The organism is Peribacillus sp. Aquil_B1 (assembly GCF_022603275.1).
Classification (GTDB): domain Bacteria; phylum Bacillota; class Bacilli; order Bacillales; family DSM-1321; genus Peribacillus.
In genome coordinates this window covers 482,254-496,289 of the sequence record NZ_JAKXEE010000004.1, presented here as the reverse complement: position 1 = coordinate 496,289, position 14,036 = coordinate 482,254, and the positions used below count along the sequence as shown (strand labels likewise).

Annotated in this window: 20 protein-coding genes; 3 read left to right on the top strand and 17 right to left on the bottom strand. The window is 38.2% G+C overall.

What is annotated here, in order from left to right; translation table 11 throughout:
- Positions 1 to 579: 579 nt before the first annotated feature.
- The 7 genes from MPH60_RS23720 to MPH60_RS23690 form a co-directional block, all read right to left on the bottom strand.
- Positions 580 to 1,122, bottom strand: coding sequence for a hypothetical protein (locus MPH60_RS23720; RefSeq protein WP_241594093.1), 543 nt, complete (start codon positions 1,120 to 1,122; stop codon positions 580 to 582).
- Between the two features lie 80 nt (positions 1,123 to 1,202).
- The gene (locus MPH60_RS23715; RefSeq protein WP_241594091.1) at positions 1,203 to 1,358 is read right to left on the bottom strand and encodes a hypothetical protein; all 156 of its coding nucleotides are present in this window, start codon (positions 1,356 to 1,358) and stop codon (positions 1,203 to 1,205) included.
- Between the two features lie 152 nt (positions 1,359 to 1,510).
- Positions 1,511 to 2,470 carry an ABC transporter permease gene (locus MPH60_RS23710; protein ID WP_241615869.1) on the bottom strand — a complete coding sequence of 320 codons (960 nt, stop codon included), beginning with the start codon at positions 2,468 to 2,470 and terminating at the stop codon, positions 1,511 to 1,513.
- Positions 2,467 to 3,399, bottom strand: coding sequence for an ABC transporter ATP-binding protein (locus MPH60_RS23705; protein WP_241594088.1), 933 nt, complete (start codon positions 3,397 to 3,399; stop codon positions 2,467 to 2,469). The genes MPH60_RS23710 and MPH60_RS23705 overlap by 4 nt, the downstream gene beginning before the upstream one ends.
- Positions 3,400 to 3,736: 337 nt before the next feature.
- The gene (locus tag MPH60_RS23700; RefSeq protein WP_241594087.1) at positions 3,737 to 3,976 is read right to left on the bottom strand and encodes a hypothetical protein; all 240 of its coding nucleotides are present in this window, start codon (positions 3,974 to 3,976) and stop codon (positions 3,737 to 3,739) included.
- Between the two features lie 50 nt (positions 3,977 to 4,026).
- Positions 4,027 to 4,521, bottom strand: coding sequence for a GNAT family N-acetyltransferase (locus tag MPH60_RS23695; RefSeq protein WP_241594086.1), 495 nt, complete (start codon positions 4,519 to 4,521; stop codon positions 4,027 to 4,029).
- A gap of 113 nt (positions 4,522 to 4,634) precedes the next feature.
- Positions 4,635 to 5,285, bottom strand: a complete 651-nt coding sequence (locus tag MPH60_RS23690; protein ID WP_241594115.1) for an HAD family hydrolase — start codon at positions 5,283 to 5,285, stop codon at positions 4,635 to 4,637.
- A 289-nt stretch (positions 5,286 to 5,574) separates the two neighbouring features.
- On the opposite strand from MPH60_RS23690, the gene MPH60_RS23685 reads away from it, so the two are divergent.
- Positions 5,575 to 6,372, top strand: a complete 798-nt coding sequence (locus tag MPH60_RS23685; RefSeq protein ID WP_241594085.1) for a peptidoglycan-binding protein — start codon at positions 5,575 to 5,577, stop codon at positions 6,370 to 6,372.
- A gap of 92 nt (positions 6,373 to 6,464) precedes the next feature.
- Here the strand turns inward: MPH60_RS23685 and MPH60_RS23680 are convergent, their stop codons facing one another.
- The 5 genes from MPH60_RS23680 to MPH60_RS23660 all read right to left on the bottom strand — a co-directional run bounded on the left by MPH60_RS23680 (position 6,465) and on the right by MPH60_RS23660 (position 9,385).
- Positions 6,465 to 6,977 (bottom strand): GNAT family N-acetyltransferase, encoded by a 513-nt coding sequence (locus MPH60_RS23680; RefSeq protein WP_241594084.1) that lies wholly within the window; start codon positions 6,975 to 6,977, stop codon positions 6,465 to 6,467.
- Positions 6,978 to 6,992: 15 nt separating this feature from the next.
- Positions 6,993 to 7,997, bottom strand: a complete 1,005-nt coding sequence (locus tag MPH60_RS23675) for a phosphotransferase enzyme family protein (RefSeq protein ID WP_241594082.1) — start codon at positions 7,995 to 7,997, stop codon at positions 6,993 to 6,995.
- 197 nt (positions 7,998 to 8,194) lie between these two features.
- Positions 8,195 to 8,389 carry a hypothetical protein gene (locus MPH60_RS23670; protein WP_241594080.1) on the bottom strand — a complete coding sequence of 65 codons (195 nt, stop codon included), beginning with the start codon at positions 8,387 to 8,389 and terminating at the stop codon, positions 8,195 to 8,197.
- A 62-nt stretch (positions 8,390 to 8,451) separates the two neighbouring features.
- Positions 8,452 to 8,715 carry a hypothetical protein gene (locus MPH60_RS23665; protein ID WP_241594078.1) on the bottom strand — a complete coding sequence of 88 codons (264 nt, stop codon included), beginning with the start codon at positions 8,713 to 8,715 and terminating at the stop codon, positions 8,452 to 8,454.
- Positions 8,716 to 9,208: 493 nt separating this feature from the next.
- Positions 9,209 to 9,385, bottom strand: a complete 177-nt coding sequence (locus MPH60_RS23660) for a hypothetical protein (RefSeq protein ID WP_241615868.1) — start codon at positions 9,383 to 9,385, stop codon at positions 9,209 to 9,211.
- A 209-nt stretch (positions 9,386 to 9,594) separates the two neighbouring features.
- On the opposite strand from MPH60_RS23660, the gene MPH60_RS23655 reads away from it, so the two are divergent.
- Positions 9,595 to 9,984 (top strand): hypothetical protein, encoded by a 390-nt coding sequence (locus tag MPH60_RS23655; RefSeq protein ID WP_241594074.1) that lies wholly within the window; start codon positions 9,595 to 9,597, stop codon positions 9,982 to 9,984.
- Positions 9,985 to 10,099: 115 nt separating this feature from the next.
- Here MPH60_RS23655 and MPH60_RS23650 read toward each other — a convergent pair whose 3' ends face one another.
- Entirely contained in the window at positions 10,100 to 10,534 is a 435-nt protein-coding gene (locus MPH60_RS23650; protein ID WP_241594073.1) for a GNAT family N-acetyltransferase, read from the bottom strand.
- Between the two features lie 176 nt (positions 10,535 to 10,710).
- Between MPH60_RS23650 and MPH60_RS23645 the strand changes: the two genes are divergently transcribed.
- Complete coding sequence (locus MPH60_RS23645) at positions 10,711 to 11,577, top strand: SDR family oxidoreductase (protein WP_241594072.1); 867 nt, start codon at positions 10,711 to 10,713, stop codon at positions 11,575 to 11,577.
- A gap of 49 nt (positions 11,578 to 11,626) precedes the next feature.
- Here MPH60_RS23645 and MPH60_RS23640 read toward each other — a convergent pair whose 3' ends face one another.
- From MPH60_RS23640 to MPH60_RS23625, 4 genes are all read right to left on the bottom strand, one after another.
- Positions 11,627 to 12,046: a VOC family protein gene (locus MPH60_RS23640; protein WP_241594071.1), complete on the bottom strand. Its 420-nt coding sequence runs from the start codon at positions 12,044 to 12,046 to the stop codon at positions 11,627 to 11,629.
- 26 nt (positions 12,047 to 12,072) lie between these two features.
- The gene (locus MPH60_RS23635; RefSeq protein ID WP_241594069.1) at positions 12,073 to 12,972 is read right to left on the bottom strand and encodes a DMT family transporter; all 900 of its coding nucleotides are present in this window, start codon (positions 12,970 to 12,972) and stop codon (positions 12,073 to 12,075) included.
- 202 nt (positions 12,973 to 13,174) lie between these two features.
- The gene (locus MPH60_RS23630) at positions 13,175 to 13,672 is read right to left on the bottom strand and encodes an SRPBCC family protein (protein ID WP_241594067.1); all 498 of its coding nucleotides are present in this window, start codon (positions 13,670 to 13,672) and stop codon (positions 13,175 to 13,177) included.
- 22 nt (positions 13,673 to 13,694) lie between these two features.
- Positions 13,695 to 14,006 (bottom strand): hypothetical protein, encoded by a 312-nt coding sequence (locus MPH60_RS23625; RefSeq protein ID WP_241594065.1) that lies wholly within the window; start codon positions 14,004 to 14,006, stop codon positions 13,695 to 13,697.
- Positions 14,007 to 14,036: the final 30 nt, after the last annotated feature.

The window sequence follows — 14,036 nt, the reverse complement described above, 5'->3', positions numbered from 1 at the left end:
TCCCTCCTATGCCAATCTACTCCAATAGATTATACAACAGTCAATATTTCCTAGCAAATCAACAAATAAACGTTATCTTTTACAAAATATAACTATATAACTAGACTTATTAATCATAACTAAATAATCACCTACATTTAATTAATGATATATAATCATAAACGATCAGGTTAAAAGCACCCAAAATGTTAAAGAAAATCTATTTATATTGTTATCGGGTAGCCAAAATTAATGGAAATAAAATTTATAGTAACGATAAATTTCGAAGAACTTTTCAATTTTCAATCAAAATGGAGATTCGCATTACAAACTTTAGAGTGGGAGGGTGAGGGGACTAACACAGTCGATTTCTATAATAATAATCTCCTGAAAGAGTTTTGATGTTTTATGAACGATGAAGTTGTTTTAATCACCTAATGCAAAAACAAAAAAGCGACACTTCATTTGAGAAGTATCGCACCTATATATAGAGAATGGATATAACATTGTATCGCAGAATTATTTCCGTGTAGGTCGAATTATTCGTCTTGTGTGTTAACCAAAGTAAAACCGATACTCGAGAACTCTGGTGAAAAAACATTAAATGACATCTGCATCATCCAATCGTATTTCTGCAACCCTTCCACCTGGAACACACCAAAATTCTAAAGTAATATTTCGTTTATGGTCAATGTAGCCGATAATATCGGCTCCCTGTTCATAACTTTTATAATAATGATCACCGTACTTCGAAAGGACGTCCGCTTTCTTACTTCCTAATTTAATACCTTTGCTTGTTTGAAGGGCATTTTCATATAGAGCGTCGTCCGTACTTGAAATGATCAACCGCATGATTTTCCCTTTATCCTCGTCTTTATTGATAGAGGCCGTTTTTAACCCGCCTTTCCAATAATAATAATCATAAGCGTTATTGTTATCCCGATCGATGGGTTCACCATATTCCCTAATGAAGTCTGGACTCGATATGTTATCCAGCACTTTAAATCCCCCGATAGATTCATCAGACAAATCTGTTGATTTTGTCAATTTTTCAGAGAATGCCGAGTACACATAGAGCCCTAATGCTGTTCCAATAATAATAAGTACAATGACTAACTTTCGTTTATCATGCCTTTTCCCCATCTTTAAATCTGCTCCATCTCTATCAGATTATTTCCGCGCAGGGCGCAATTAAATCGTGTATTGTACATATGTAAATGAAGCTACTGACTAGCAAACAGGTAAGAACTGATTCCCATTACGAACCCTCCGCCTATCCCGATCACTACGCCAGCAACTGTCCATTGTGATATAATCATGCCCATTAGAAATAAAGAAAATCCGATAAGCCCAATTAATAGAACCTTATTTTTATTCATTTTACACCCCTATACCCAACTGAATATCCTCATATTATCTTATACGGATAAATTTGGATAAAGGTTTCACTTTATGCCAGATTCAAGGCAGCAACTTTCCTTTTGCATAAGAAAAACCGAAATCAGCCACTGATTTCGGTTTTTCGTTCTATTTAATTCGTGATATCTTTTTTCTGGAAGAAGAAGAAAGTTAGCGCTAAAAAGATAAGATAATAGATTCCCAGAACACCCATCGAGAATCCAAGTGTAGCTCCATCGAACATTTCTATGGTTCCGGAAATATAGCCCCTTAAATCAAGGTGGGGGAATAAGACGAATTTTAACCACTCGTATTTACCGATGAATGATTGAATGACCATATTTAATGTCGAAGAAGCAAATAGGATGAAAATGGATATACCTACTGCAAGTGCTTGGTTTTTAAATAATGTGCTTAACATGAAAGCGATGGTCGTGATGACTAGGAATCCCGGTATCCAGTAAACGATCATGTCTACGAAATAGTCGCCGACTACTACCGGACTGAATTCACCGAAAGATGCTGGATCTAGAATTTTGTCTGAATACGAGCCATTGCCAAAGAATATGATTCCGATTAGATAACTGAATATAAGCAGGCTCGCCAGTAGTAACGCTGCAAATAACAGGGAAGTAATATATTTGGAAAGCAGGATTTTCCAACGTTTATAAGGCCTGATCAACAGTTGTTTAATGGTGCCATCGGAAAATTCCGAGGAAACGAGCGAGCTGCAAACAATAACGACGAATAAAGTGACAAATGATGTTAATGATGTAGTCCATTCAGCCATATAGGTCCAATTCGTGTTTAAGTCAGGGTTTATATTATCAGCCAACAGTTGCTTGTTGTAATTAATGTCTTCCATGATGGCGGCTTTTTCTTCTTCACTGATTTCCTTAGCTTCCAAAGCCTTTTCCTGTTCTTGGATATCGGCGTTTAACTCTTGCTTCCAATCTTTATTCGTTTCGTCAGGACTTAGTTTATAATCAATGACCGCAGCCCCTAATGCTGCCAATAATAGAAAAGCGATGAATATATAAGTTGATACTTTTGAAAAGATTTTCATCCATTCATTTTTTACTAAGGACATCATACAGACTCCCTCATTTCCTGCTCTGTGATTTCGAAGAATTTATCTTCAAGCGATTTTCTGGTTATGCCAATTTCAAAGACATCCAGATCATTTGCATTAAAACTCCTGTTTATATGGGCCGTTTGTTCTCGGGTGGCCGATACGGAGATTATCTTCGCACCATTTTTTAGGATCGTAATATCCGCAAACTGTTCTTGAAGGATTTTTTTAGCTAGCTTCCCATCACTGACAGTGAATGAAACTTCATTGATCGTTTCGGTTTTTTCATCAACAATATGTTCTTTCGTATGGATCAGCTTTCCCTTTTCGATAACGGCAAAACTATCACACATCAATTGCATTTCCGATAGTAAATGGGATGAAATCAATATCCCGACGCCTTCACTCGCCAGTACTTTCAAATAATCACGAAACTCGCGAATCCCTTGCGGATCCAAGCCATTCGTCGGTTCATCAAAAATCAATAACGACGGTTTATGTAAAATGGCCTGTGCCACGCCAAGGCGCTGACGCATGCCCAATGAATATGTTTTAACCTTCTTATCGATGGCATGATCCAGTTTGACAAGCTTAATGACCTCTTCTATTCTCTCATTGGATATGTCATTGGATGACATTCGAGCATAATGGAGGATATTCTTTCTGCCTGTCATGTACTTGTAAAACTCAGGATTTTCAACAATGGCCCCCAATTGATTCATTGCACCTTCGAAATCATGATCGAGGTCACTTCCATTGATCATGACAGTACCGCCCGTACGATTGATCAGACCTGTGATCATACGGATGATCGTGGTCTTTCCAGCTCCATTCGGACCAAGCAAACCAAATATTTCATTGCTTTTTATTTCAAAGCTAACATTGTCTACGATGGTTGCTTTTCCAATTTTTTTAGTTAAGGATTGAACCTTAAGAACCGATTCAGACATATAATACCTTCCTTTTTCATTTTTTTCCAAAATCACACAAATTAAACATTACCATATTATTCATATTATTACTATATTGATATTCTTCAATTTGGATATAGACACATCTTGAATCAGCTGCAATCAATAGATTTGAATAGTATGGTTTTTCGTCCGTGACCTTATTGTGAAATAACACCAAGTTTTCCGCCGGCGTCAACTTCCCGCCCCCATTATCCTAAACACTGACTTCACTTTTTTTCTTCGAAATAGCAACAACTCCCATATATCGTTACCATTTAATACGATTTCGTAAGAATAAAGTTTCAGGATTATTTTATCTAATAAGGAAAATTTATCATAACTTAAACAATATATAGGTAAATCCGATTGAAATGGCCAGACCCATTGCAAATAGAAGGATTTTTCTAATAGTAGAAGGTAAAAGCTTATATATCATCATTAAAATGACATCGATGAAATTTGTGGGTATTCCGGAGCCGAACTCTTTGATTTCTTTCTTTTTGCCAAATATGGCGAACCACATTACAAAAAGACCGCATAAAATAAAAATGATGGAAAAAATCTTATATCCCATTGTCTGTCACCCGTTTCCTCATAGGCTAAACGATATTTATTATTATTATCTTATCTTTCAAGTTTCAAAATGAATTCCTCAACCTCTTTGCCTCTTGCATGGGAATACCCTTTGTCTTCATCAAATCTTTCAAATCCGCATTTCTCCAGCACCCTGATGGAACCATGATTATCCTTGGCTGCGCGGGCATATAGAGGGCGGACTTTTATTTTCGGCAAAAAATGGAGCAGTGCACCTGTAGCGATACCTTTACCCCAATATTGCTTCCCGATCCAATAACTCACTTCCGGGTTACCAAACTGTTCAAACTTGAGAATGCTGCCCGCAACACATCCGTTGTGGATTATCGTCATTTTTTGAATATCCCGGTTCGATAAGATGTTCTTCCAGTGTGTCAAAAAAGCCGCCTTATCTGATGGATCTTTAGATGTGAAAGCAGCCATATAGTTTGCGGCAGGATCCAATTGCTGCTCGAAAAAGATAGGAAGATCACTCTCATTGACCTCCCGCAGCCGGACTCCTTCGCCATTGATATGCACTCCCATAAACTCACCCTCCCCACCAAAATATAAGTTTCATTAAAACCAGAAAAACCGAAGACTCTGCCATCTTCGGCGCGGTTTCATTCCTTTATCATACTATACTTTCCTTCGAACGCTTATTTCTCAATATGTTTTATGACGTCAGACAAGCTCTTATCCGCCATGGAACGGAGGCGTAAATGATGATTTTCAAAAGCTAAAGCTTTCGTCACGGGATTAGGAACGATCACACATTTTAAACCAGCAGTCAGGGCCGCTTGAAGCCCATTTAACGAATCTTCAAATGCTACGGCTTCTGTAGGCTGAATGCCTAGGATCTCAATTGCCTTTACATACAAATCAGGCGCCGGTTTAACTTTATCAACATCATCCCCCGTGATGATAACTTCAAAATAGTGTAACAGTCCGAGTTCACCCAAATGATGAGTGACCCACTCTTTTGTCGAGCTTGAAGCGAGGGCGATTGTATATCCATTTCTCTTTGCTTCTTCTAAATAATCCTTTACACCTTCACGTTCCTGTGCTGTTTTCATTTTTACTTCATGGAGGCTTTTTGCTTTGGATTCAATTTCCTCAATATTGCACCTTTCCCCCAGCTGATCTTTGAAGTACTGATTTAGTTCAGTATTATCGGTTCCGATACATTTTACGAAATGTTCGAGAGGCAAATCAGATTCATAAAAAGCCATCGTTTCTTTATAGGCCTCATACCAAACCGTTTCCGTGTCTAAAATTAAACCATCAAAGTCGAAGATAACTGCCTTAATCAAATGATTTCCTCCTTTAATCTTACAATAGAATTTCCATTAACTTAAACGTACATGAATGAATGCCCCTGTTCAACCAAACGGTACCGTTCATTCCTAGAAAGCTTGATTTTTCCATAATTAGTTAATCACTAAGGATATGGTAACCCGATGTCCGCCTCATTTCTTTTTTATATGTTACATGTTTTAACAATTACTTAGTGCCTTCGCGGTGTTTTTCCTTAACTGCGCCTAAAAGGGTGATAGTTTAACGAATGGTTTAATGCAGGAAACAACGAGGAGGATAAACATGAAGAAAATATTATTAACGATCCTAACGGCTTCTGTATTCATTCTAGGAGTTTGCATGCCAACTAAAGGCGAAGCCGCTACTTTGGATCGCACACTTTCATTTGGGATGAGTAATAGTGATGTTAAACAATTACAAGAATTATTACTGACAAAAGGGGTTTTTCCCTATCATGAAGCGACAGGTTACTACGGACCGATTACAAAAGAATCCGTAAAGAAGTTTCAGGAAAAATCAGGGCTGAAAGCCGATGGAATAGCAGGAACACAAACGAATCAGAAAATACAGGTCCTGAAAAGCGGGGATATGGGAAGGCCGGTAGCTGAACTGCAAAGGCTATTGAAAGCCTGGGATGTTTACTCATCAACGGTCGATGGCATTTATGGATCAGGTACAAAGCAAGCCGTTATCAACTTTCAAAAGCAAAAGGGATTATCAGCTGACGGTATAGCCGGTGCACGGACCTTCAGTAAATTAGAAGAAAGAGCCAGTTCGGCAAGCTCAGCCGTTAAAGAACTAACGGTAACAAGTACAGCATATACAGCGAGCTGCGAGGGATGTTCAGGCACTACAAGAATGGGCGTGGATTTAGAAAAATATGATGATGCCAAACTGATAGCAGTCGATCCTAACGTGATTCCGCTAGGCTCCATCGTTGAAGTCGAAGGCTATGGACAAGCCATCGCTGCAGACACGGGCGGTGCAATCAAAGGAAACAGAATCGATGTATTCATCGCGAAAGAAGCGGATGCTTTAACGTGGGGAAGAAAGCAAGTGAAGGTAAGAGTCATTAAATGATGCATGACATAAATATCGTTTTACTATAAAAATAGATACATAACCAAACCGAAAGAGCATGTATTGAATCCATTCATGCTCTTTCGGTCTGATCAAACCATTTTGTACATGATAATATCATCAACGTATTCATTTTCACTCATCTTGAATTCCTTTATTTTACGGCCCTCTTCAATAAACCCCATCCTTTTATACAATGATATTGCCCGATGATTTGTTGAAAAAACTCCTAAACTCACCTTTTCAATCACCGGATGGGCTTCTGCCCAATCCAATAACGCTTCAATAAGCTCTTTTCCAATTCCCATCCCTCTGAAACTTTTTCTGATCATCACCCCAAATGAGCCCTTATGGGACATTCTCTTCCTATTGTCCGATTGAAAGGCTATCCATCCAACCACTTCATCATTCATTTCGGCCACGATGATGGTTTCCCGTTCATTTTCCAATAACCGTCGTATCCAATCTCGTTGCTGTTCAGGTGTTTTATTGAACTCCTCCGATACGGCAATAAAATATTCGCCTTCGGAAATGACGGAATTCTGTACATCCAAAACGGCTTCCGCATCTTCCAATCCACCCGTCCGGATCATGTGATTTGTCATTACTGATATCCCCCCTTAATGAACCATGTTCGGGTCGAAGTGAACAATAGGACGGCCTTCGATGATTCTTTGTTCGATGTTTTGAACCGTTTTGAATAATGGACCATCCGCATTCTTCAAATCGTACTTTTTATGAAAAAAGTTATATAACGTTAAATCCCTTAGCTTTAAGAATAGAGGAATCGCTTCGTATTCCACAGGTGCCAGGATATTTTCCGTCTCATACCCTTTTATGAATTCCCTCATGAACTTGGCAGCATATTCATCGAGCCCTTTTATCCCTTCACGTTCCAAACTCCACATCAGATAGTACAGAGGAATCGCCAAATCGCTGGCAAACCAGTGATAAGAACAGTCATCAAAGTCAAAAACATGAATCTTCCCCTCATGATAATGAAAGTTGCCGTTATGTATATCAGAATGAATCAAGCCAAAATTATCTTGATGAACGGGAAGGGCGTTTAACTTCCTCGTGATTACTTCTTGTTGGTGAATCACTTGCTCCGGTACATCGGATTGATAGAGCTGGACATTCAATAATTCTTCTTCATGCCAATCCAGCCTTTTATATTCCGCTTCTGGCTTATAACTTTTAGTTTGTTTGTGCATTTGGCCAATGGTTCTTCCCCATTCAAAAAATAAAGGTCCGTCGAAGTTTTCATCGGTGACTTTCATCCTGACACCAGGAGCTTTTTCAAACAGGCAACAAGAAAATTCCGTACCATCCGAGCCCCTTACAACTTCAACTAAGTTCTTTTCTTTCGAAGAGAGAACTTTAGGAATTTCACTTCCATTATTCTGTAAATGCTCAATCCACTTCAACTCAGCAAGCACTTGATCCTTTGTACGATGTGATTGATGTGTCATTCTTAAGATGTATGGCGTTCCATCCCTGTAAACCTCAAATACGTAGTTCTCTGCATCTCCAAGTTTAACCGGATTCCCCGCATTCACTTGAAAAAAATCCCCCGCCAATTTCACCAATTCATTAGAAAAAATTCGTTCTACCGCTGCTTCCATGATTCTCACTCCCATTACCAACTTTATTAATAAAAACGATTTATACTATGCTTTATACGATACCAAGATGCCTTTTCCCTTTATTTGTATATTATTGTTTTTTATAAATTTAAAAGGTAAAGCTTTTGCATAATAATTTATTTATGGCTCCTTCTACCTTTTCAAAAAAAAAACGCCCTATAGGGCGCGTCCGAAAATCAAGTTTCCTTTTCTTCTTCATTCGCTATTTTATTGAACTTCAAAATTGTTTCTTCGATTACAGGATTATTGAATTCCTCTTGGATGGCTGATTGTACAAATTTATCTTCACCATTCATTTCATCCCAAGCATTAACTCTGAAATCTGGATCTCGACGATTTGATTTACCGTTTTGTTCCTCATTATTTGACAACTATCTTCACCTCTTAAACATAGTAGAGTTCGAAACATTCATAAGCAGCAAAAGTATAACTTTTAATAATCTTCCTTGATTGAAATGGGTGACCCCGTTGATGTATGTTGATTAACCCAGTCAAGCGATACTTTTGATACGGCATCCCATTCAGGTATTTGGGCTTTATGTTGTTCCACCCAGCTCATGCAATATTGCGGATCTATATTGCTTTCTTCGGATTTTGCCAAGAATGACTGAATTGTGGTTTCCGTACAATTTTCCCATGATCCACATGTTTCCTGCCAAATATGTTCCATTTTCATTTGTATATTTTCGTTAGCCATTGGGTTTCCTCCTTAATGAAATGTTACTTTTTGATATCTTAATTAAGTATGTCCAAGGCTAAATAAATCATTACGAAAATTTGGTTTTTTTAGCGAAAGAATGAATTTATTGTCGTAAAAATGATGAATAAACTGATTACGATAAACAAAATCCGCCAGAACCAATAACTGCTTATGAAAGGAAAATGATTGTCTTCTTCAATCTCCTTTACACCTTTATACAGCCAATTGTATTGAAACAAACCAAAATATAGAAACACGACTCCCGTTATAAAAACAAAAAAACAAACTAGCATTTCCAACACTTCATCGAACTCCTCACTTTTCAACTGGTATGTACGATTTTCCGTATAGAAAAGGCTGCAACAGCAACCTGAAGCTTAATTAACTATCTAGCTGGCTTCTATGTAGAAAATTATTCATTGTGTCCCTTCTGCACCTTCGCCATCTTTCATCTGGGCGAATCCATCCCTCGAATCTACACACTAGCTCATCAATTAGAACTCCCTTTTTGCATCGAGCTGAACTTTTCCTCAATGCGGTTAAATTGTTCTTTTTTAATTTTGGATGAACGCCAAAATACGAATAGAATTATTATAAAAAATACCGGCACTCCCATGGTTAATAATTGAAAAATAATATCCCCGACATTTACTCCTGCTATCATCATTTCCCTCCTCTTTCGTATCATCAAATTCTTTAGGCATTCAACATCAAAATAAGGACTTTTGTTCAAATTCTGCAGCAAAAGGATATTCTCGTTAGTAAGATGAGTAGTTCTATATATTTTTTCAAAGGAATTGGATTCGTTATTATACTTGCAATAAACGTGCCAATTTCTATAAGTTGTTGAATCTCGTAGGTTTTGGAGCATTTGCTGTGAGTTTGGGGCTTATTCTAGTGAGTTTTAGTGATTTACTGGTGAATTTTGCCGATTTACTCGTAAGTTTCAACGATTTACTCGTGAATTTTGCCTATTTACTCGTAAGTTTCACGCTTTTACTCGTGAATCGGCGTTTATTCGTGAGTTTCAGCGTTTTACTCGTGAATTCTGCCGATTTACTCGTGAGTTTCAACGATTTACTCGTGAGTTTTGCCGATTTACTCGTAAGTTTCACGCTTTTACTCGTGAATCGGCGTTTACTCGTAAGTTTCAGCGTTTTACTCGTGAATTTTGCCGATTCACTCGTGAGTTTCAACGATTTACTCGTGAATTTTGCCGATTTACTCGTGAGTTTCACGCTTTTACTCGTGAATTTTAGTTACTAAAAATATTTATAATCCAATACACATAGTAGACAATGTGTATTACATTCACTCCATTTACTCCTCAATGGCACAAAAAAAAGCTGAATACTCAGCTCTTTCACGTCGCTATTCTTACTCATAGCGTTTTTCTAAATGAATAGCACCATTTATCAAAATCTAATTTCTCTTCATAGAAACGGTGTGCTTCATTTCGCTGGATCCCAGATTCCAATGCCACATATGCAGCTCCGTTTTCTTTTGCCCAGTTATGTATATAACTTAATAACTTCTCTCCATATCCAAATGAGCGGTGTGCAGAATCTGTTACCAGGTCATAAATAAACACGTGGCGTTTATTATAAAAGTTCACTCTCCAGCTTAAACCAGCCAAAGATACAACCTGGTTATCTTTATATAAAGCAAACAAACAGTACCCGTCCTTCCTCATTTCTTCAAGTAACTCCAGATATGTTTTTTGAGTTAAGTCAGTACGTAACTGATTCATGATTGGAAAGGCTTCTAACCATTGTTCTTTTTTGGTCAATTCTTGTATTGATTCTGTCGAATTCACATTAACACCCCTGAAAGTTTTATTAAAATTCAATTCAACTTTGAACACCGTAAGTCCTTCTTTACTATATTTTTGTAATCGTTTGCAGATGGAATCAGCAGGCATGACGATGTTTAACCGTACTTTTTAACGGCTAAAGTATGACTAGATCAATAGTTTAAGAGGAGGAGATTTCTTTGAATATATATGAACAGCAAAAAAATGGACAGCCCGGACAAACACAGGACAGACAGCCTGGTATTGAATCTGAGATGACACCTCTTCCGATTCAGCCAAAGGATTACATAGGGAGCGGTAAGCTAAAGGACCGCGTTGCCTTGATTACAGGCGGAGATAGCGGCATCGGACGTGCGGTAGCCATTGCTTATGCAAAAGAAGGCGCCCATGTGGTTGTGAATTATTTAGATGAGCACGGTGATGCCGAAGAAACAAAGCAGCTGATTGAAACGGAAGGCGTTCGCTGCCTCTTGCTTCCAAGTGACGTTTCCGTGGAGGCGAATTGTAAGGAATTGATTACGAAAACGTTGGATGAGTTCGGAAGGCTGGACATCCTCGTCAATAATGCTGCAGTGCAATTCCCGACGGAAAACATTGAGGATATCACGGACGAGCAATGGGACAAAACGTTCCGCACCAATATTTATTCAGTATTTTACATGAGCAAGCACGCGGTCCCTCATATGAAACAAGGCAATTCGGTCATCAACACAACATCGATCAATCCTTACAGAGGACATGCAACTTTGATGGATTATACAGCGACAAAAGGAGCAATCGTCGGATTCACACGCAGCCTTGCACAGAATGTCGCAAAAAAAGGGATACGGGTCAATATGGTGGCACCAGGCCCGATATGGACTCCGCTCATCCCGGCGACGTTCGACGAACAATCCGTTGCCGAATTTGGTACCGAAGCACCTCTTGGCCGTCCTGGGCAGCCGGCAGATCATGCTGGTGCCTACGTGCTGCTAGCATCTGATGAAGGTGCTTATATTACAGGACAGTGCATTCACATCAATGGCGGAATCACGATGTCCTCATAAAAAACCCGAAATGACCGAAAAGCATGATGCTTTTCGGTCATTTTGAAATTTAATTTCCAATGCCGGTAGTATTCATCAATACAATTCTCCAACCATCCGGATCTTCAATCGTAACACCTGATTTTTCCCAGTATGGATTTTCCGGAGTAACCTGTTCATAACCCATACCTTTCAACCTATTCGTGATTTCCTCAATGGTTTTACGTTCATGAATATAAAAGACAAGCAGATTATCTTTTGATGGGGCAGGACATGGACTGCCATCTTTATGTTGGGTAAACTCCAGATGATAGCTGGAATCAGGAAGCCCGATCATGATACCGTCATATCCCTCGTGCCCTTCAAAAGAACCGATCTTTTTCAAACCTAATCCTTCACAATAGAAGTTTACAACCTTTTTTAGTTGATCAGTAGGACGTGCAATCCGCATTTGCGCTACTTTCATATCATTTGGCCATTTACTTTCCATTGTCCCATCCCTCTCTGAAAATCGAATTAAATTTCTTCTTTCAAATTACTTTTACCAATATTCATGCCAAAGCCTAATGCAATAGCGGCACCTAAACAACTGAAAAGACAGCCAGCTCCCAAGAAAATGGATGGATCTGATTCGCCAATCATTACTGAAGCTATACCTCCAATTGCCGGAAAAAGGGCGACCATGTATCCACTTTTCGCCCCACCTATTTTTTCAACGAGCTTGAGGTAGAATAGCCAAGCTCCAAAGGAAGCGAATATAGTTAAATAAAACAAAGCAGATAAATATGTAATAGATGTCGGTAAAGTGACTGCTTGTCCTTGAATGAACACAATTGCCGCTAAAAGAATTCCTCCTGCTGTAAATCCAAGTACATTAGCATAGATTGGGTTCACTTTCTTCCTGGCATTTCTAGCCGAGCTTGCATCACCCAATGCAGTAAGGATGGTACCAAGAACAGCCATCATGATACCCTTTATATCATTGAATCCATGAATATTATTTAAACTCGGATAAATAACAATACAAACAGCCAGCACACCAATTATCCCACCAATTAAGATACGTGAATGTAATGGTTCCTTCAAAAAAACACGAAGGGCAATGGGTGTTAAAATGACTTTCAATGAAAATATTAAAGTAACCATTGCCGCTGAACTTAAGATAGTGGCGTAATAAAGGCATAAATAGCTTAAAGCAAAATTACAAATTCCAAACACAATGATAAATGGAACATCCTTTTTCTTTGGTTTTCCTTTAGGTCTAAGAATGCACAATAAAATGAAAAATAGGATTGCAGTCAAACCTAAACGATATGTTAAAGATAATTCTAAACTCACAGGTGTACCTTGAATTTTAACGGCAATAAAATTAAGTCCCCATACTAATAAACAAAATATGTACATAAAGTTAGTCATAATAAAATGACCAATTTGCGATATCGCCCACTTTCTATCAGTTTATTAAACTCGTCGTAAATGATTTTCCCATCCATAATTTAACCGCCTTATATTAAATAATAAAGTAAATATTACCAATCCAAAGGGAATTGTCAAATATATATAAATACCGAAAAAGCCCTCCAGTTAATTTGGAGAGCTTTTCATAGGCTAACGACTATTAGCCTTTATAGCTGACTTGTCCAGTTTCAACCAATTCCTTCAGACCCATAAACATTAAGTTCCAGCCATGTTCAGATCCATCGTGAAACTCCCCAAGAGCTTTTTCGATATCGGATTCTGTCCAATTTTCTTCATGAGGAACGATGATTTTTTGTGAAAATGTCATTTCACAGCCCTTTTGAAGTTTTTTCAGTTCAATTATAATTGTATCTACTGATTCACTGAATTGAGGCATTTTAAAAGTGAACACTAATTTATTGGGAGGGTCCATTTCAAGGTACTCCCCTATCGCCCGATAATCTTTTCCATCGCGATGATCAATAATTTCCCAAGTGCCTCCCACTTGAGGATCATTTTGTGCCACCTTATTTGTCCCTTCCAATGTAAAAAGCCATTTTCTCATCATCTCAGGGGTCAACCATGCATCAAAAACCATTTCAGGCACTACATCAAAATTTCTTATCATTTTTAAAGTGGTTGTTGAGTATTTTTCCATTTACATACTCCTTACGTCATTTTTACATACTTTTCAATTCTTCTTTTGAGACAGCACGCCAACCATGTGCTTCCAGTTTCTCCAAATACGTTTCCATCCTGGTTTCCTCAATTTCGATCGCAAGCGGGTGAAGTGATACAAAACATTCATTCGAAGCATAATTTATGGTAACTTTTACAACTTCATATCCATTATGAAAACCTGGATCGAACCCAGGATCATCGATTATATCCCCTTTAACAGGACGAATATCAGATTCAAATGTTTTCATCATTAGCCTATTCTTTTCTCGTTCTTTTATTGTTGTAATGAAAATCATTAAATTTATATTCATTGCGTTCTCCTTTTCGCTATCCTTTTAGCG

Excerpts from the sequence above, each read along its gene's own strand:
- MPH60_RS23675 (WP_241594082.1), bottom strand. The coding sequence starts at position 7,997 with ATGGAAGCAGCGGTAGAACGAATTTTTTCTAATGAATTGGTGAAATTG.
- MPH60_RS23710 (WP_241615869.1), bottom strand. The coding sequence starts at position 2,470 with ATGATGTCCTTAGTAAAAAATGAATGGATGAAAATCTTTTCAAAAGTA.
- MPH60_RS23665 (WP_241594078.1), bottom strand. The coding sequence starts at position 8,715 with ATGGCTAACGAAAATATACAAATGAAAATGGAACATATTTGGCAGGAA.
- MPH60_RS23705 (WP_241594088.1), bottom strand. The coding sequence starts at position 3,399 with ATGTCTGAATCGGTTCTTAAGGTTCAATCCTTAACTAAAAAAATTGGA.
- MPH60_RS23720 (WP_241594093.1), bottom strand. The coding sequence starts at position 1,122 with ATGGGGAAAAGGCATGATAAACGAAAGTTAGTCATTGTACTTATTATT.
- MPH60_RS23630 (WP_241594067.1), bottom strand. The coding sequence starts at position 13,672 with ATGGAAAAATACTCAACAACCACTTTAAAAATGATAAGAAATTTTGAT.
- MPH60_RS23685 (WP_241594085.1), top strand. The coding sequence starts at position 5,575 with ATGAAGAAAATATTATTAACGATCCTAACGGCTTCTGTATTCATTCTA.
- MPH60_RS23635 (WP_241594069.1), bottom strand. The coding sequence starts at position 12,972 with ATGACTAACTTTATGTACATATTTTGTTTATTAGTATGGGGACTTAAT.
- MPH60_RS23700 (WP_241594087.1), bottom strand. The coding sequence starts at position 3,976 with ATGGGATATAAGATTTTTTCCATCATTTTTATTTTATGCGGTCTTTTT.
- MPH60_RS23660 (WP_241615868.1), bottom strand. The coding sequence starts at position 9,385 with ATGATGATAGCAGGAGTAAATGTCGGGGATATTATTTTTCAATTATTA.
- MPH60_RS23625 (WP_241594065.1), bottom strand. The coding sequence starts at position 14,006 with ATGAATATAAATTTAATGATTTTCATTACAACAATAAAAGAACGAGAA.
- MPH60_RS23640 (WP_241594071.1), bottom strand. The coding sequence starts at position 12,046 with ATGGAAAGTAAATGGCCAAATGATATGAAAGTAGCGCAAATGCGGATT.
- MPH60_RS23715 (WP_241594091.1), bottom strand. The coding sequence starts at position 1,358 with ATGAATAAAAATAAGGTTCTATTAATTGGGCTTATCGGATTTTCTTTA.
- MPH60_RS23680 (WP_241594084.1), bottom strand. The coding sequence starts at position 6,977 with ATGACAAATCACATGATCCGGACGGGTGGATTGGAAGATGCGGAAGCC.
- MPH60_RS23695 (WP_241594086.1), bottom strand. The coding sequence starts at position 4,521 with ATGGGAGTGCATATCAATGGCGAAGGAGTCCGGCTGCGGGAGGTCAAT.